The sequence below is a fragment of the Mesorhizobium sp. M0244 genome, assembly GCF_040321795.1.
GTDB lineage: Bacteria > Pseudomonadota > Alphaproteobacteria > Rhizobiales > Rhizobiaceae > Mesorhizobium.
The window spans coordinates 45,277-62,741 of record NZ_JAMYSE010000003.1; the positions used below are offsets into that span (position 1 = coordinate 45,277).

At 57.8% G+C, this 17,465-nt stretch carries 16 protein-coding genes and 2 pseudogenes; 12 read left to right on the plus strand and 6 right to left on the minus strand.

What is annotated here, in order from left to right:
- The first annotated feature begins 139 nt into the window (after positions 1-139).
- The 3 genes and pseudogenes from NKJ08_RS03815 to NKJ08_RS03825 all read left to right on the plus strand — a co-directional run bounded on the left by NKJ08_RS03815 (position 140) and on the right by NKJ08_RS03825 (position 2,385).
- Positions 140-852: pseudogene (locus tag NKJ08_RS03815) on the plus strand (IS5 family transposase).
- 13 nt (positions 853-865) lie between these two features.
- Positions 866-1,738, plus strand: a pseudogene (locus NKJ08_RS03820) (MFS transporter); the annotation flags it as partial.
- 371 nt (positions 1,739-2,109) lie between these two features.
- Positions 2,110-2,385 carry a hypothetical protein gene (locus NKJ08_RS03825; RefSeq protein WP_352781343.1) on the plus strand — a complete coding sequence of 92 codons (276 nt, stop codon included), beginning with the start codon at positions 2,110-2,112 and terminating at the stop codon, positions 2,383-2,385.
- A gap of 684 nt (positions 2,386-3,069) precedes the next feature.
- On the opposite strand, the gene NKJ08_RS03830 is transcribed toward NKJ08_RS03825, so the two are convergent.
- On the minus strand, positions 3,070-3,654 hold the full coding sequence (locus NKJ08_RS03830) for a helix-turn-helix domain-containing protein (protein ID WP_352781345.1): 585 nt from the start codon (positions 3,652-3,654) through the stop codon (positions 3,070-3,072).
- 117 nt (positions 3,655-3,771) lie between these two features.
- Here NKJ08_RS03830 and NKJ08_RS03835 point away from each other — a divergent pair, with 117 nt between their 5' ends.
- The 8 genes from NKJ08_RS03835 (at position 3,772) to NKJ08_RS03870 (ending at position 10,718) form a co-directional block, all read left to right on the plus strand.
- Positions 3,772-4,374 carry a hypothetical protein gene (locus tag NKJ08_RS03835; protein WP_352781347.1) on the plus strand — a complete coding sequence of 201 codons (603 nt, stop codon included), beginning with the start codon at positions 3,772-3,774 and terminating at the stop codon, positions 4,372-4,374.
- A 56-nt stretch (positions 4,375-4,430) separates the two neighbouring features.
- Complete coding sequence (locus NKJ08_RS03840; RefSeq protein ID WP_352781348.1) at positions 4,431-4,889, plus strand: hypothetical protein; 459 nt, start codon at positions 4,431-4,433, stop codon at positions 4,887-4,889.
- 619 nt (positions 4,890-5,508) lie between these two features.
- A complete protein-coding gene (locus NKJ08_RS03845) occupies positions 5,509-5,712 on the plus strand; it encodes a hypothetical protein (protein WP_352781350.1) in 204 nt (67 codons plus the stop codon).
- Positions 5,657-5,869, plus strand: a complete 213-nt coding sequence (locus tag NKJ08_RS03850; protein WP_352781352.1) for an MBL fold metallo-hydrolase — start codon at positions 5,657-5,659, stop codon at positions 5,867-5,869. Before NKJ08_RS03845 ends, NKJ08_RS03850 begins: the two co-directional genes overlap by 56 nt.
- Before the next feature lie 169 nt (positions 5,870-6,038).
- A complete protein-coding gene (locus NKJ08_RS03855) occupies positions 6,039-7,577 on the plus strand; it encodes an adenylate/guanylate cyclase domain-containing protein (protein WP_352781354.1) in 1,539 nt (512 codons plus the stop codon).
- Positions 7,561-8,346 (plus strand): E2 domain-containing protein, encoded by a 786-nt coding sequence (locus NKJ08_RS03860; RefSeq protein WP_352781356.1) that lies wholly within the window; start codon positions 7,561-7,563, stop codon positions 8,344-8,346. The genes NKJ08_RS03855 and NKJ08_RS03860 overlap by 17 nt, the downstream gene beginning before the upstream one ends.
- Before the next feature lie 9 nt (positions 8,347-8,355).
- On the plus strand, positions 8,356-9,273 hold the full coding sequence (locus NKJ08_RS03865) for a TIR domain-containing protein (protein WP_352781357.1): 918 nt from the start codon (positions 8,356-8,358) through the stop codon (positions 9,271-9,273).
- Between the two features lie 482 nt (positions 9,274-9,755).
- The gene (locus NKJ08_RS03870) at positions 9,756-10,718 is read left to right on the plus strand and encodes an NUDIX hydrolase (protein ID WP_352781359.1); all 963 of its coding nucleotides are present in this window, start codon (positions 9,756-9,758) and stop codon (positions 10,716-10,718) included.
- Positions 10,719-10,857: 139 nt separating this feature from the next.
- Here the strand turns inward: NKJ08_RS03870 and NKJ08_RS03875 are convergent, their stop codons facing one another.
- From NKJ08_RS03875 to NKJ08_RS03890, 4 genes are all read right to left on the minus strand, one after another.
- Entirely contained in the window at positions 10,858-11,157 is a 300-nt protein-coding gene (locus NKJ08_RS03875; protein WP_352781498.1) for an SDR family NAD(P)-dependent oxidoreductase, read from the minus strand.
- 182 nt (positions 11,158-11,339) lie between these two features.
- Positions 11,340-12,398, minus strand: coding sequence for a GlxA family transcriptional regulator (locus NKJ08_RS03880; RefSeq protein WP_352781361.1), 1,059 nt, complete (start codon positions 12,396-12,398; stop codon positions 11,340-11,342).
- The gene (locus NKJ08_RS03885; protein WP_352781363.1) at positions 12,398-13,510 is read right to left on the minus strand and encodes a mandelate racemase/muconate lactonizing enzyme family protein; all 1,113 of its coding nucleotides are present in this window, start codon (positions 13,508-13,510) and stop codon (positions 12,398-12,400) included. The genes NKJ08_RS03880 and NKJ08_RS03885 overlap by 1 nt, the downstream gene beginning before the upstream one ends.
- Positions 13,511-13,519: 9 nt before the next feature.
- Entirely contained in the window at positions 13,520-15,070 is a 1,551-nt protein-coding gene (locus tag NKJ08_RS03890) for a trimethylamine methyltransferase family protein (RefSeq protein ID WP_352781364.1), read from the minus strand.
- A 151-nt stretch (positions 15,071-15,221) separates the two neighbouring features.
- Here NKJ08_RS03890 and NKJ08_RS03895 point away from each other — a divergent pair, with 151 nt between their 5' ends.
- A complete protein-coding gene (locus NKJ08_RS03895; protein ID WP_352781365.1) occupies positions 15,222-16,133 on the plus strand; it encodes a LysR substrate-binding domain-containing protein in 912 nt (303 codons plus the stop codon).
- Between the two features lies 1 nt (position 16,134).
- Here NKJ08_RS03895 and NKJ08_RS03900 read toward each other — a convergent pair whose 3' ends face one another.
- On the minus strand, positions 16,135-17,457 hold the full coding sequence (locus tag NKJ08_RS03900) for an NAD(P)/FAD-dependent oxidoreductase (protein WP_352781366.1): 1,323 nt from the start codon (positions 17,455-17,457) through the stop codon (positions 16,135-16,137).
- Positions 17,458-17,465 lie beyond the last annotated feature (8 nt).

Consider the following 17,465-nt stretch of genomic DNA (forward strand, 5'->3'; position numbering starts at 1 on the left):
GCAATGAGGTCCGACGTCGAGCCTGCGTGCCCCGGCTGTGCCCGGACCTCACAGAACCCTTCAGATTCCACTTTGGGCTTGATTGTGATTCAAGCTTTGGATGGAACGCTTTGTGTTGACGGACGCCCAATGGGCGAAGATGGAACCGCATTGTCTGGGTAAGCCGGTAGACCCCGGACGAAGTGGAGGCGACAACCGGCGCTTCATTGAGGCGGTTCTATGGATCGCGCGCACGGGAAGCCCGTGGCGTGACCTGCCGGCCTTTTTCGGCAACTGGAACACCATCTTCAAACGATACCGCGACTGGGTCAAAGCCGATGTTTTCATTCGGCTTTTCGAGGCCTGCTCCGACGAACCGGATATGGAATACGCCATGGTCGACGCCACCATCGTCAAGGTCCACCGCCACGGACAGGGCGCAAAAGGGGGACTCAAAGCCAGGCCATAGGCCGCTCCAAGGGCGGCATGACCACCAAGATCCTCGCCCTCACCGACGCACTCGGCAACCTCGTGCGCTTCGTTCTTCTGCCTGGCCATCGTTTCGACACGGTGGGTGTGCCGCCACTCATCGACGGCCTCGCCTTCGGCGGGCTGATCGCCGACAAGGCCTTCGATAGCAACACCATCATCGCCGATTTGAACGAACGCGGCGCCAAGATCGTCATCTCGCAGCACCCAAGGCGCGCCTTGCCCCTGCCTCTCGACCTCGAACTCTACAAGTGGCGTCATCTGATCGAGAACTTCTTCTGCAAACTCAAGGAGTTCAAGCGCATCGCCATGCGCGCCGACAAAACCGACCAGAGCTTCAATGCCATCATCCATCTCGCTGCCGCCGTCATAAACTCTCGATGAATCTCAACAGGCCTTAGCGGGCGGGCCAATTGTTTACGGCGTCCTGTTGGCCGGCTTCGGCACAGGCGCCTTGATCGCCGGCATTAGCAACAGCTACTTGAGGCGCATCACGTCCCAAAATCGATTGATCACGCTCGCGTCCGTTGCCTGCGCAACGTGTTGCCTTTTACTGGCTCTCACATCATCGGTGGCTGTAGCGGCGATCGCGCTTGCAATCGGTGGCGCAGGCTGGGTTGTCACCTGGACCGGAACCGACGTGTGTGTGCAGTTGGCAAGCCCAAGGTGGGTCGTCGGTCGCACTCTGTCGATCTATTACGCTTTGACCTACGGCGGCATGGCAGCGGGCAGTTGGATCTGGGGTACTGTCGCGCAGAATTATTCCCTGACCTGGGCTTTGGAAGGTGCTGCAGCGGCACTGTTGCTGGTTGCAGCAGCGGGTAAGCTCTTGCCGATAGAGCTATGGGAAGAATCGGATCAAGGGGCCTTCGACTTCACGCCACCAGATCTGGCCCTCGATCTGAAGCCCAGGAGCGGCCCAATTGTGGTCAAGGTGGAGTACTCGATCCCCGAGGAGAACATCGAGGAATTTCTGCGCTGCATGCGCGAAAAGCGCCGCGTTCAGAGCCGTGCCGGAGCGCGGGACTGGACTCTCCAGCGCGACCTTCAGAAGCCCATGCTTTGGACCGAGACGTTCCGCACGCCGACATGGACGGACTATCTTCGCCTAAACCATAGGCTAACGGTGACTGACAGGGAGGTAAACGAGCGCCTTGCCGCTCTGCAGGTGGGTGGTTGTCCTCCGCGTCTGGCACTCTCGATCGAGCGGTCGACGAGACCGGCCCCGGGCAGCCAAATCCAGCCCGTGCCCTTTGTATCCCGTCCGTAACGCCTCCGCAGTTGGAAGCTGGTCGTCAGTCCTGAGCGGTCCATCACCTCGCTTTGTTTTACGAGGAAGCGATGGCGCTGGGCCGGCCGGAGCGAGGTCTAGGCAGCAAGCATTCCCAGTGGGTCGGGCTGTTTGGCTCTCGCATCCAGGAAGGTCGGCGCCGCAGAAACTTGGTTGCCAAATTTTTGTTTTCTCGACGCTTCACGAATTGGGATTGGATGCTTCGCTGTTGGGCGTGATGGGAGGTAGGCTGGGGATGGGGCGGCCCGAGCGAACCCACAAAACCTTCACACGATGCAGGTAATGCAGCGGACCTCGTCGAACGTGTCGGCAGGCTGGCTGGCGTTGCTCACCACTGAGCGGAAAGAAACATGCTGAAAATGACGCGCCTCGAGCTTCATGGGCTGGTCTGGTCGAAACCAATGATCGAGATCGCAAGACTGCATGGCGTCAGGGACCAGCACGTCGCGCAGGCTTGCGATGCCAATGACATCGCTCGGCCGCGTGCCGGCCATTGGCAAAGAGTAGAGCACGGCAAGACGGTGGAAGCCGTCGCGCTCGACAACAAGAACAATTCTCCAGAGGCGATGGTCATTATCGATCCGGCGGTCGGGAGGCCCGGCCGGCTTAAGCGGGGCACGACATGAGACATCTAAAAGATAAGCGGCATGATCCGCTCAAGGGTGGCGCTGGAACTGCCACCCGAAAATGGCATCTTGGCCCAGGAATCGAGCCGCCATCGCGGAATTTGCACAGATGCAGAGCAGGCAGTGTTTCAAGTCCGGACGGCGAAGTGCGGAGCAGGTGAAAGCCGCGACAGTTCAGGGCATGTACGATCCATAGACGATCGAGATCCTAGGGGCGCTCCGAAGGGCATCTCGCGCGACGCACCAATTCACCTTGCTCGCGAGATATTTCACCATTACGCCTGATTGTCTGACTTGGGGAGCCGCGGTCAGAGGAGCTTAGAGCGTTCGTCTAGTTTGACCAGACGATCAGGGCGTTTCAAGTAAGACAGATTTGTCGAATCGAGATGTATGACCGTCGTCATTGTTTCGACGGATCTCAAAAATACTGAAGCTAGATCCGATGTATATCTTACTGAGGAGATCGTCCATCATCCACCTTGTGGAACCTGCAGTTGTAGCAATAGGTTACTAAAACATATCCACTGCTTGACCGAAACGCACAAGCGACATCTTCCTTCGTTGAAAAAAGGCTCTCCCCCGCGCCCCCTACGCTCGCGAACAGCCTGCCCTCCGTCCGAGCCAGCCGGGAGGAGGAGAGGGCGCTGGTCTCCGTGTGCGCGAGCACCGTCAGAGCCTGCCAGGTCATTCCGTACTCTCCGCCAGAAGGATAATTATGCTGGATCGGCTCTCGAATGGAAGCCTACCCTCCACTTTATCGGAAACAGGTAGATCCCCTGTTGGCGAGATCTTTTCGGAAAAGAGGAAGGTCGCTGGATCCAGTTTCAACGCCTTGGCGATCCCGGCAATCGTGTCCACGCTGATGTTGCCGCTCGCGCGCTCCAGTTTCGTGAATGTCGCCTCCGCCACACCGATGAGTTTGGCCATCTCATAGCGGTGCAAAGTACGTCGTTGTCGCTCAAAATCGATGATGTGCGCCAGCCGCTTGCGGATCGCATTGTCGTCCAACCGATGCGCCCATTCCGGAACCTTCTTACCGCCGGCGAGCAGTCCTGCAAAGGACACTTGCAAGCCGTTTGCCATGATCTGCAGCGTCGTCAATGTGACATTATTTTTCTGACGCACAGTCTGAATGTAGGTTCGATAGGCCAGTTTTTCGCCCTCAGGGGTCCGAAACAGTTCAGCCATGTGCATATGGGATAGGCCGCGTCTGGCTCTCTCCCGCTCAAGCGTCAGGGCAATGTTGGCGCGCAACGGGTTGTTGACCACGCCTCCGTCGTCTCGTTTCATAAATCGATGTAGTCGCACAAACCTGCCTTTTCGATCTGTCCTTTTTCGCGCGGATCATCCATAGTAAACTGTCAAATCTGCAGCGAGGAAAAGGCTATGACCATACTCAAATTCCTACTGGGGGGTGCCGTCGCCATCGCGGGCGCCGCAGCTCTTCCATCCCAATCAAAAGCGTCGGAATGGGGCTGTCAGGTCCTCCTATGTCTTTCCGGCGACTGGCAAGGCACCCCCTCGTGCCACCCGCCAATTTACAAGTTGATTGCGGCGATGGAAGCCCCGGGTTTTAATTGGCCGACCTGTCCGCAAGCCAACTCCAGCGCGGCGAGATTTGAGAAGTATGAGGATTGTCCGTCTGGCTGGCAAGCAGTTGGCAGCTCCGAATCGGATCGGCCGGGCTTAGGTCAAGAACGGAACATCTGCCGCATCGCGGCCGATAGGCTCTCCTTGCCCGTCGTTTTCAAAAACAACGCCCTCGGCGGGCATCAAGGAAACGGATCACGTCAGGTCCAAATCGAAATCGACGGTAAGGTGGTGACGGCAACAATCCAGACCGCGGGGGACGATCGAGGGCATTTCGTTGGTAATGGCCCCACCTACTACACCATCCCTCGACCGATGCGCGGAGCGCCCTGGTTCATCGAGTATGATGACGCGAATGGCGTGCGTCAGAAAAGCTGGTTCAATCTCAACATGCCATGAGCCAGGCGATCACGCAGGACGAGGTACTATGGGATCGCAATTCAGGGAGGTTTGTAGTGTTCAAAGCGCTTCTCCTGTCCACTGTGATTTTGAACACAGGCGCAGTGTTGACGGCGGCTGGTCAGAGCGACAAGCCGCGATCAAGCGTGGACAATCCTATGTGGCCCGCTTCACTGAAGTGGGACTGCAAGACCGCTGTCAAGATTGTATGCGGGCGTGATGGCGGTTGCTCAGTGACTGAGGACCGCTCTGGATTTGTGCTGGACTACGGCAGCAACGAAGCCGAGTTCCCAGCTGGCAATGTCAGGATCAAGCGCCACTATCAACAGACCGTGCAGGCAAGCCCTTTGCAGCAGGAAGTTAAAGTCGAACTGGCCGACAATCGCGTTCTTTGGTTGACGGCCGTGGATGCCAGCCGCACTTATTCGGAAGCGTGGGTCGGCGCACTGAGCGAGTTGAAGGGTGGCGCGGTACTGATGCAATCCGAGGGGGTATATTGCATGCCGCACAAGTAAGTGCGCCGAGAGGGGAGGGGAAGGTAGCGAAGGCCGATGGTCTGGCCTCAACCGCCAGCCACTGGCGGTTCAGAAAAGGCCCAGGGAACAATCGTCCGGTCCATTACTGCTGAGGCGCTTCCGGCAGATGTCAGGAAGGGCTGGCTGGGGAGCATTCCGCTGCACTGCTAGGCCGATCCTTCGAAAATCGCGGCGGTCATCGCTCACCTGCTTTCCGGGTATGCCAGCATGTCTTGGGCTAGATCTTTTTTCGAATGACGGTTCCATCACTGAAAGTGCATCGCGCAAATGGCAAGCGCGCTGCCGGGACAGCGTCCTCGCGAGCGGACTTCGACATGCCGATGTACGGGCTTGCCAGTTCTCAGGTGCGCCAAACGCTCCTTCTCGGATGAGGCAAATTACTGAAGCGCTGCCGTCGGGCAGGCGGGGCGAAAATCGGAAGCGGCTTAGCCACTCCTGCATCGTGGGCCTACCAAGCTACCCAACGTGGTTTCTACTTCGTAAATTATCTGTATAGGGCTCTTGTAACCGAGCGCATCAAGTCACATTTGACGACAGAACTTTGCGATTGAAGGAATTTTCAGTAATTCAATGCGCCCCGAGGGGAGGGGACCAAAAAGTGGCTGACTATTTTGAACTCGATTTTCTTGGCGTAGAGACCAAGAAGAGCGGCGACGCGATTGCGCTGCGCTACGAAAAAGACGGCGCAACGTTCATCCACGTCGTCGATGGCGGCTATGGCACCACCGGTGAAACCCTGCGCAACCATGTGCTGGCACACTACGATAATCCAAATCGACCATGTAGTTGCCACGCACAATGATGGCGACCACGCCCTTGGCCTGGTGGCGGTCCTTGAGCATTTTGACCCCGGCGTCCTGTGGATGCTCCGGCCATGGATGTATGCGGACGAGCTTATTGGCTACCCACCATGTTGCCGGACAAGGTGTCCCACCATAGCGCGCGACCTAAGCCCATGACCAGACACCGGCGCCAACCATATTGCGAAGCGCTTGAAATAAATGTGTTGAAAAACCGCTTGAAATCTTGAACCTCACCGGTCCGTTCCCCATCTCTGCGCAACTTTCTTTTAAATATAGGCTTTGCCTCTCACGAGGCTGGCTATTCTTTAACCTAGGAGCGATTTGAATGAGCCATAGCTGGAGCCATGGTCGGGCGGAAAAGCACATTTTGAGTAGGATCGCCGACGTAGAGGACGTCGAGGTTGTTGATTACACCAAGGAAAAGAGCCTGGAGTCTATACCCGTCAACAAAGCCTACCGTGTTTTCGGCGCGCATCTTTACGCGGATATTACCAACATCGGCGACATGCTGAATTGCACAACTGACGAAGGCTTGACTTGTCATCGGCGAACTCTTCGGTTCTTGCATCTCCATCAGCGCGCCGTGAAACGCGTTCTCGATGCATGTGACATCAAACGCGTGGATTTCCACAACCAACGTCTGCATGGCGTTGTGATCAAGCCGTACAACACTGACCCCAACGCCGAAGCCAAACGAATTCACAGAGCCATTGCCGTCGCCCAGCTGATCATCGATGTTCTGGCCGAGACCGGCGACGAGGACGAGCATATTGCCAATGCCAAGGTGCGAGTTGGCATCGACAGCGGTGAGGCGCTAGCCGTCAACAATGGACGGCGCAACGGCCGCGAAGCGCTTTTTCTGGGAACTCCCGCCAACTTAGCGGCGAAGCTGGCTTCAGGCGCAGCCAGGGAAGGGATCTACCTAACAAACAATACCCGCGAAGCCATCGGGCTTAAGGCAGTCGAGAAGCCATCATCTACGGCACTCACCAAGGCGGAGATTGAAATCAGTCAAGAACAGGCGAACCTGCCGGCGAGCAAGGACGAGATTGTAGCCGCCTGGCGGGCGGACTTCGAAAACACATCGATCAACGACTTCCAGTTTACGCGGCATACGCCGCCGCTCGAGGGACTGCGGTTCGATGACCTCGGTCCAAAGACTTCGCGGCGTCAGGAAGCGGTGAACATCTATGCCGACCTTGACGGGTTTACGCAATTCGTCGCCGACAATCTCACCCACGCGGCGAAGGACGTGGTCAAGGTTTTGCATGTAGTGCGGGCGGAACTAGACCGGGTAATCTCCAAGGATTTCGGCGGGCGGCGCGTCCGCTTCATCGGCGACTGCATCCACAGTCTTCTGTGCGAAGGAACGTCGCAGACGACGGACGTCGAGGAGACAATCAGCGTGGCAACGCTTTGCGCTGGCGGCCTGCGGTCGAGTTTTGATCTTTGCCTCGAAAAACTTATGGAAGATGGCATCGACGTCGGCGGCCTTGGATTGGCAATCGGCTTTGAACACGGTTGGATGACGGCAACGCGGCTCGGTGTGCAAGGCGATCGCCTCAGGTGTTCAATCAGTCGCGCCACCTATGCGGCCGAGGGCGAGCAGTTGCGCTGCAACGGTCAACAGACGGCGATCGGTCAGAATGCCTACGATGAAGGGACGGACGCCGTGCGCAATTTGTTCGGCACAAGCCGGCGGATTGGCGGCATGGGGTATGATGAGGCAGTCGATGGACTGGCCGACGACGGAGACAAGGCCGCGGCGGCAGCACGAAAAAGCGCGTTAGTATCAGCCGCTCCGGCAATCCAACGTGCTGCCGAGATGCCTCTTAGACCACATCTCGATGTCGACGACGACTGACCGCAGCACCATAGAAAGTCTTCGCAATCGTGCAAGTGAAGTTGGAGCGTTGGTCTTAAGCTCGACGGATACCCAGCTCGAAGTGAGTCTGTCGATCCTCCGAACAAGCGGCGCCGTGGTGCCGTTTGCGTTACATATTGAGTGCCGCAAGGGCCTGCTGACCGTCCACGAGGTCAGGTCCCGACACCTGCCGGAATTTTGTCCGGAGAGACATATCAATGACGGCGGCACGTTCTGCCTCTATTGGAAGCCGCTCGATGGGATAGAGATCGACAGTGCCGAAGCAGCAACAGAGTGGTGGTCGACGGTCGTGGCCTTTCTCAGATTGCAACTGAGAGCGGCGAAGCTTCGGCGCTGGCCGAATAGGCGTGGGCGGGCGCACGGCAACGCTGCACAATACCAGCATGCTGCAGAAGGATTTGCGCGTCAGCTGGGTCTTGAGGATGATCTCCTGGAGGGCGGTCTACGCGTGGTCAAAGGAGGTCGCGGCGCCTTCGGCCGGGCCCTTCGCCTGCTTCGCCGTGGCCACAAGATTTTGTCCGTCTGGCAGGAAGTAAGCCGCGTGGTCACCGTCCGTCGCCCTTGCATTTGCGGCCAGGGCGATCCGCCGAAAGCTATGATTTGTTGCGGAGATCACGCCGCTGTAGCCTCACAATTGGTGAGCTCGATCGACAAAATGCAACAGCTGGAAGCGGCATTTATGGATATGTACGCCGATCGTCAGTGCTGTGGCACCATGGACGAATGTCCCTTAAAAACAGAAGCCTAGGGAGCGGTAATGGCAAAATCTCGGTTTGATACGGACGACAAGCGCCGCCGATTGCGAACCGCGCTGAGCGACCAGCGGTTGCTTGGGGGCTCCTCTGAGCTCGTTGAGGAAGTTGCCGAGCGCGGCAAGGTCGAGACGATCGAACAGGGGGAGACCTTCATCGTCCAGGACGAAGAGACCGACGATGTCTTTCTTATTCTCGCCGGTTCCTGCGAAGTCCTTGTAAACGGCCGCAGGATGTCGACCCGTGGTGCGGGACAGCATGTCGGCGAAATGGCGGCCATTGAGCCATCTCAGCCTCGGGCTGCAACCGTCAAAGCTCTTGAAAAAATGGAGGTCTTGCGGCTGAGCGGCAATGATTTCGCCGAACTCGGAACCGAGTATCCCGCACTTTACGCGGCGATCGCCCGGGCTCTTTCGCAACGCCTGCGTGAGCGGAACAGGCATGTTGGGAAACACCACAATGTCTCCAGGATCCTGCTCATATCATCGGCAGAAGGGCTACCAATCGCGCAGACCTTCCAGGAATGCTTCGAGCACGACAAGGAGATCGTCGTCGATATCTGGAAGGACGGAGTGTTCCGGCTAAGCGACTATGCTTTGGAATCGCTCGAGCGAGCCTTGGAAGAGTGCGATTTCGGCGTCGCCATTGCCACTGCCGATGACGTCGTTACAAGCCGTAAACAGCGCTGGCCAGCGCCCAGGGACAATGTGATTTTTGAGCTTGGTCTGTTTATGGGCCGGTTGGGCCGGGAGCGTGCCATTTTGATGGAGCAGCGCGACGAAGGCGTGAAGCTGCCGACCGACACGCTCGGCATGACCACGCTTACTTACAATTTTGATGAGAAGCGGGCCGTTGCGAGCCTGGGACCTGCCTATTCAAAGCTCAAAAGGCACATTTTGGAAAAGGGTCCGTTTAACGGTTGAGGAAACCCCGCGATCGGACGATGAAGGCGGTCGACGCTTTGGCGCCAAGGGATGCTCTACGCTACAACTTAAAGTTGCATAATATCTGTTATGGAACTCGAAAAAATGCTTTAAAATCAGTTGGTTGGAGGTCAGGCGCCGAGTTGGAGGCATAAGCTCAACACTTGTCCGCCCCTCAAAGCTGGTGCCCGAAGCTATTGAGCCAATTGGTAAGACGGCGCCGCCCGCGGGCGTCTCGAAGAAAGTCATATCTGTACGAACTGCCTTGGGATCCCATGGCAGTTCGTACTTACGCGACGACTTCTTCGCCATGCTCTGGAACGATGCCACCTCGACTCAACCAAGCAGTGGCGTTTTGGATGGAAGTCGATCGCATCAACCCCAGGACGTATTGTTGACGCACCACCAATTATCGTGGAAAACCAATCTAAATCGGTTCAGCTGCTTCCGCAGCGGAAATCAGCCCAGCCAGATCAGGAATCATGGACCATAAGGAAAAGCCGACCAGGCAACGCAGATCTGGAGGCAAGGGCAAGAACGTCAAGGCGGACCTGATCGCTGTCGTCGTCGCCATGAACAACAGCGTCCCTTGCGTTCTCACCATCCCGCAGGCAAAAGCCCTGCCGTCAGGCCCGTTCGAGCTCGCTCACCGTTCGTTGCAGTCCGGCCTCAGGGGTTGGGTCGAGCAACAGACCGGCCACCCCCTCGGCTATATCGAACAGCTCTACACCTTCGCCGACCGCGACCGGATCGGCGCAGAGGAGCGCGTGATCTCGATCAGCTATCTCGCGCTTACGCAGATCGAAGATACGGGCGCCGCGGCCACGAGATCCTGGGCAAGCTGGTACGACTATTTTCCATGGGAGGATCATCGCTCCGGCGCGCCGGCGGCAGTGCTGGAAGATCTGCGACCGCGCTTGAGAGAATGGGCTGATAGCGCTGACGAGAAAGCCATCCAGCTCGATCGCCGGCGGCGCACGGCTATCGCCTTCGGCTTCGACGACCGGTCATGGAACGAAGAGTTCGCGCTGCAGCGCTACGAACTTCTCTACGAGGCAATGCTGGTGGAGGAAGCGGTACGCGGCGGACATTCAGCCGCACACACCGCGGTGCCAGGCAAATCCATGATCGCCGATCATCGCCGCATCCTGGCAACGGCTATTGCCCGGTTGCGCTCCAAGATCAAATACCGGCCCGGCGTGTTCGAACTGATGCCGCCGCTCTTTACGCTGTTGCAGCTGCAGCGAACAGTAGAAGCGCTCTCGGGCAGGCTTATCAACAAACCAAACTTTCGCCGGCTCATCGAACAGCAGGAGCTGGTCGAAAAGACCGGGGAGACGACCACCGAAACCGGCGGCCGGCCGGCGCAGCTCTACTGCTTTCGCCACGACATTCTCGATGAGAGGCCGGTGGCCGGGACAAAATTGCCCCTTATCCGGGGTTGACATCGCTTATAGTCATAAAGGATATATACCTTATATTCTTCTAGACTATAACCGGAGGCTCGATGAGCGCCATCCTGCCTTCGAGCGCGTCTTTGTACGACCGCGTTCGGCGGCTTCCAGTCCCGGTTTGGGACGTGGACTAACAAACCCCGTTGTGAATTCCTATTCTCGCATTACACACTGCAATATCAAGCTTACCAAAGCGGCTGACACAGAATTGGACTAGCTTATCGCATTGGTCACTTGCCGTTATATCCGTCACCAGCGGCTCGGCACGGACACCAAAGGACCGACACTCATCGGCAACGGCCGCCAACTCGGCCAAGGTGCGTGAAGCAAGGACGACATCGGCTCCGCACGATGCCAGACCCAATCCAATTGCTTTTCCTAACCCTCTACCAGCGCCCGTGACGATCGCCGTTTTGCCTGCCAGGGAAATGCGATGTGCTCATCTGCTACGCCTCTCCTAGCTTGCGCCGAAGGCGCGTGCGCATTTTCTTCGGCCCGCACGGCCAGCTCGAAACTCATTTGGGCGATCGCCGGGAAGCCTGGAACTGCCGGAAGCCCAAAATAGCTGGGGAGCGACTGCAAAGCTAACATGGCAGCCCCTTGGACCATATTTTAGCAGCTACCCAGGCCCGGGCCGACCCATGCAGGCACAGCCAGCCTGCACTGTTGAGGGGTAACGCCATGGACAACCCTAAAACACTTTGAGAAGTGTGAAGCGGACACGAAGCCACACGCAACGGCGACCTCTATCAGGGGCATCCGGGTGCCTTGAACAAGTCGCTTGGCGCGATCAACCCGGATCTTCAGATAATGTCGAACGGGTGGAAGCCCCAGGTGTGTCGTAAAAAGCCGTTCTAATTGACGCCGCGAAATGCCAACGACGGCTGCTACCTCGTCCATTGATAACGGTGTCTCGACGTTTTCTTCCATAACTTGCATGGCGGCGACAAGCTTCTCGCTGGCGCCCGCGAATGCAAGCCCTGAGGGGCCAGTCTGACGGTTGGTTCCGGACCGCTGACCTTCAACAGTGGCATGGCGGCAGACTTCCTGGGCAATAACCACACCGGCATGGCTTCCGATCAGGTCGACTGCTAGGTCGAATGCGGCCAATTCGCCAGCACAAGTCGAGAATTGCCCGTCCTTGACAAACAGAGTATCGCGAATACGCGGTCGGTGGAACACTTCGGAAAAGGCCGCGAGCCGTGACCAGTGAATCGTGCACCGGGTTTCCCCCAAAAGGCCAGATTGCGCAAGCAACCACGAAGCAGTACCGATCGCCGAGATGGCGATGCCCCGCCGTGCGACGGAGCGAAGAAATGTACTGAGAGACGGTGTAAGTTGTTTTTCAATCGGCTCGCCCGCGACGATAACAAGATGGTCAAATCTTACGTCATTGCCGCTACCGGCACCGAGATCTTCCGTCGTGGTGTCGACGGTTATGGCGAGCCCGTTTGCACCAACCACAGACCGGTTGCCTAGGCTGGCGAGCTGCCAACGAAATAGCGGTACAGGCGAGAAGGTATTGGCGATCCGGAATGGCTCAATATAGGCGTGGAGAGCCAAGTGCGAGAATCCCGGCATTACGATAATAGCGAAGTTGAGCGGCCGGATCGGCAGCGTTTCCCCGGTCTGAACGGCCCCCTTAGGCTGTATATTGGCTGGAGCGTTCATTATGACCCGTAGACGGCAATCGGATCACCGAATGTCCCGCGTTCAGGCTTCACGCCAAGGCCAGGCCCCTGTGGGACTGGAATATGCCCTTGAATGATCATGATTGGGTTGGCCTCGTCATAGTGGCCATCGATATACTCCTGCGCGATCCATGCCCCTTCAAAACGGCGTGGCTCGACTGTTGAAGCTAAATGAGTGCAGGCGGCCGCGATGATGTCCCCTCCCCAAGCGTCATCACAGCTGTGAGGCAATGAGCGGATCTCGCACAGGTCACGAATGGTGGTCATCTTTGTCAGACCACCTAGGCGAGTTACCTTGAAGCCAAAGCCATCGGCGATCCCGGATGAAATCGCTCTCAGCACTGCGTTCTGATCTTCAGTGCTCTCATCAAGATATACCGGGTGCACGAGCCTGCCTTTAAGAGTGGCGACTTCATCCATGGTGTTGCAGGGCTGCTCCAAAGCAAAGGGAATCGAGGCGCACAGGCGGTCGAGGTTTATCGCGTAAGCGGCGGTCAGACCACGGTTTCCGTCAACAACCAGTCGAGCCTGGAAGCCGACGGCCTCCCAGACCTTGTGTATCGTTGCAACGTCTTGCTCCAGATTTCGTCCGCCGATTTTCACCTGCAGTCGTGGATAACCGGCTTTGACTTTGTCCGCCGCTATCCTTGCTGTTTCGTCGGGCGCACCGACTATCAGTGAATAGTAGCTTTGAACCCGATCGGTCAGAGCTCCACCCAATAAAGTCGACACAGGCACGCCAAGGCGTTGGCCAAGCAGGTCCAGAAAACCAATGTCAAACGCTGCCTTTGCATAACCGTGGCCGTTGAGTCGTTCGTCCATGCTCTTGGCGAGTAGCCGAATTGAAGCGATCTCTTCACCGATGAGACCCGGCGCAATTTCACCAATCGCCGCACGGGCACCCAGGGTATGATGGGGCTGATAGACCGGGCCGATTGGGCAAGTTTCGCCCCAGCCCGTAAGACCCTCGTTTGTGACAATTTCTACAAGCGTGCTATCGAGCGATTGAACATCGGCACTCGCCATGCGGTAAACGCCACCCTCTTTAACGGGCAGCAACTTGCTGTAAACATTAATTCTCTCGATACGCATCGCCAAGCCTCAGTGATCTTCGTTAAGGGCATCAACCGCAGGAATTTCCATCGATCGGCGGTCAATGTAAGCACGCAACTCCTCATCGATCGCCTGGTCGAGCTTAGGTTCCTCGTATTCATCAAGGAGATGACGGGCAAACTCGAGAGCCCTCTGCTTGATGTCCTTAGATCCATCGGCATACCATTGCTCGACTGAATTGTTATCGAACAGTTTTGGGATGAAGAAAGCCTTCTCGAAGTTAGCTTGGGTGTGAGGGTGGCCTAAGTAGTGCCCGCCCGGCCCGACATCGCGAATTGCCGACAGGGCTTCGTCGAAGTCGTCCCACTTTACCCCTTCGGCCATGCGGTAGCCCATAGCGCAGACCTCGGCATCCACCACGAACTTGGCAATCGAGCAGTGCATGCCTGCTTCATTCCAGCCGGCGGAATGCCAGATATAGTTCGCGCCCGACATCAGCACGGCCATCATGGTCATAGCGCTTTCGTAGCCAGCCTGCGCGTCGAAAACTTTGGCGCCGCCAAGGAGGTTGGAGGTGCGCCACGGCACGTTGTAACGTCGTGCCATCTGACCTATCATGAAATTCATCAGTGAAATTTCTGGCGTTCCCGCCATGGGCGCACCCGACTGCATCGACACAGTCGCCAAGTAGTGGCCGTAGATCGCAGGGCATCCTTTGCGGATCACTTGTGTATAGGCGAGTGCTGAAAGCGCCTCGGCGTTGAGCTGGGCAACGGAAGCCGCCGTTGAGGCAGGTGTATTGGCACCCCCGAGAACGAAAGGGGAGCACAAGACCGGCTGGTTTCTTCTGCAGAAAGCCCTCATTGCGCCCAACATCACCTGGTCCCATACGAGGGGGGAGTTGCCGTTACAGTTACCGGTCGCGACCGCATGCGTTTCCAGAAAACCTTTCCCAAACAAGATCTCGCACATGTCGAGGACGTCCTCGGCATTTTTGGGGGAAGTGGTCATGCCCATGAACATCTTGTCGGAATACTTCATCGACGAATATGTGATGTGCAGATGCCGGTGTGCCACGACAACGTCCATTGGCTCAACGATATGGTGAGCCGAGGAATGGAGGGCGGGTGACATATGGGCGAGCTTATGAAACGTGCCCAGATCGGCTATGGTGGGGCCGCGCCTGACGTCGTCGAGGTCGCGCATGTAAGGTGCGCCAGTCATCGGCACGAATATCGACTTCGGCCCACCCAGTTCCACGTTCTTGGCGGGGTTGCGGGCGGAATACTCAATCTTGGACGGGATCGTCTTGATCAGGTTCATGACCAGGTCGCGATCGAGGTGGACACGCTCTCCGCGAACGTCGGCCCCCACCCGCTTCCAGTCTTCAAGAGCGATCGGGTCGCGGAACACGACACCGACCTCTTCAAGGATCGCGATCGAGGCCTCGTGGATCCGCTCGACCTGCTCGGCGTCCATCGGCTCGACTACCGGCAGGCCGCGTTTCAACGTCGGCAACATGTCGATTTTCGGCGCAGTCCGGATGGTCCGCCGCGCATCTCGTCCCCCTCTTCGAGAAGCTTGCGGTTGAACAGTCATGACGGCCTCCAAAGGAACGGAAAGCGAGCGACGGGGCACTCGATAGCGGACTATTGCCGAACCGGCACGAATTGACCTAATGCAAAAGTCTCACGCCCGTGTTGACTAAACAGCGCTTGGGCCGTGACGGCAGTCTGGCTGGAGTTACGCCATGGTGAGACGCTATTACGATCTGCCGTCCCTCACAGCGCTGGCTGTGTTCGAAGCCTCCGCGCGGCACCTTTCGTTCAAGCTTGCGGCTGCAGAGCTCAACGTTACGCCGGGAGCTGTCAGTCGCCAGATCAAGAGCATCGAGGATGAACTGGGCGTGCCGCTATTCGTGCGCCTCGCGAGCGGTGTCATGCTGACAAGTGCGGGCGAAGACCTTTACGGCGTCCTCGCCAGCAGCTTTTCGAGAGCGTCGGATGTCGTTCGAACTGTCAAGCGAGGTGACCGCTCCAAAAATGTCACGGTCGCCTGCACTGACGCCTTCGCCACGATGTGGCTGATTCCGCGTATGCCCGATTTCTGGAACCAGCACGGCGAGATCACCGTCGACCACCTCATCTCCGATAACGCCCGAGACTATCGGCGGGCCGAAGTCGAATTGCGGATCCGGTATGGCTTTGGCTCATGGCCTGACGAAAATGCCGAAATGCTGTTCGATGACATGATCTATCCGGTTTGCGGCCCCGGCTTCGCACAGGTGCATCGCGACGCCGTCGCTTCATCATTGCCGGACCTGCCGCTGTTGCATGTCGACTGGGTTGACCCAGATTGGGCCGGCTGGGATGAGGTCATGCGTCGCGCGGGGATTCCTCATGGACCGCTGCGTGGCCGGCGATTCGGGAAGTTTTTTGTCGCACTCCAGGCAGTACAGGCCGATCAGGGGATTGCCGTTGGCTGGCATCGGCTGGTGCGGAACCTCGTCGAGGATGGCAAGCTCGTGAAAATCACGGACCTGGAAGTAACAGCTCCAGGAGGATATTATCTAACGTGGTACGACAACCGTACCCTGTCCCCTGCCGCCGAAGTGTTCCGGGAATGGCTGCGTACGATCTCTGCCAAGGAACGCGCTGTTTGAGCTAAAGCTCCCGTCCAGCTCGCTTCTGCATCAGCCATAGGCGCGCGGGCGCCCCAACTGCCATTACGGGACCCGAATAGAGCTTGCTCGGTGATGGCTCTTCGAGAGCATCCGCGACCATTGGGTGGCCGGTTCCGACGGCCAGCTCCGCCGTCAGCATGCCGTAGAGAGTCCCTTGCACCGTCCCTAACCCGTTGCAGCATCCCGCCACGTAGACGCGATCCTCGATTTCCCCGAAAGCCGGTGCCGAATTGAGAGACAAGCATAGATGGCCACCCCACCGATAATCCATGGCAACGTCTCCAAGCATGGGAAAGCGTGCCTTGAACGACCGGTCATGCGCGCGTCCGATTTTTTGGATCTGCCTGTCGTTAGTCGTCATGGCGGGATTGTAGGTAAAGGTGTTGCGGACGACGATGCGGTCCCCGATGCGACGGAGTGTGGATCCCATCGGATCGCCGGGAATGAGAGCCCAATGCTGCTCACCGCCGAGGGTAGCCTGTTCGTTTTCGCTGAGTTGACGTGTCATGCTGGCATAGGTGAAGACATGCAACAGACGGCGCTTGAAAAAGCCGAAGCTTTCGAGGTGACCATTGACAGCCAGGATAAGCCGAGGCGCAACCACCTCCCCTTCCAAGGTCTGCACCTTGTGTTCCTTGCCCGGACGCAACGTTGTGACGGGCGAGTTCTCGAAGATCTCAACCCGCTCGGACAACCCCGAGGCGAGGCCCCGGATGAATCCTGCGGGCTGCGCCATCACGGTCCCTGGTGTGAAAGTTCCGCCGAGGAAAAAGTCGGTCCCTGTGATGCGCTTCATCTCGGCTGCGTCGAGCTGCTCAAAGGGCTCTGAAAGGCCCGTCAGATGCCCTTCGAATTCGTGAAGGGCACGGATGCCATGAGAGGTCGCGGCACCGTGGATTTTTCCCGAGCGAACAAAATGGGACTGAAGGCCATATTCCTCGGCCGCCGAGCCGGAAAACTCGATTGCCGCACGATTCATGCGGATGCGCTGTTTATCGTGAGCCTGGCTGCTACCGTAATTCTCACCTCCGAGTTCGTGCGGGAGGTCGATCATGAACCCGGAATTGCGGCCTGCAGCCCCCCATCCGACACGCTGGGCATCGATCACGACAATACGATCATCAGGTACCAACTGGGACAGGCGCCGCGCGGCCGCCAACCCGGCAAAACCGGCGCCGACGATAATCCAGTCAGCCTTATGCCGGCCGCGCAGCACCTCCGGCGCCTTGGGAGGCGGTAGTAAACCATACCAGCCGGACACGGACGTGTCCGTCGGCGTGCGGACAGCCTGATGCAAGCTCATGCGATCGG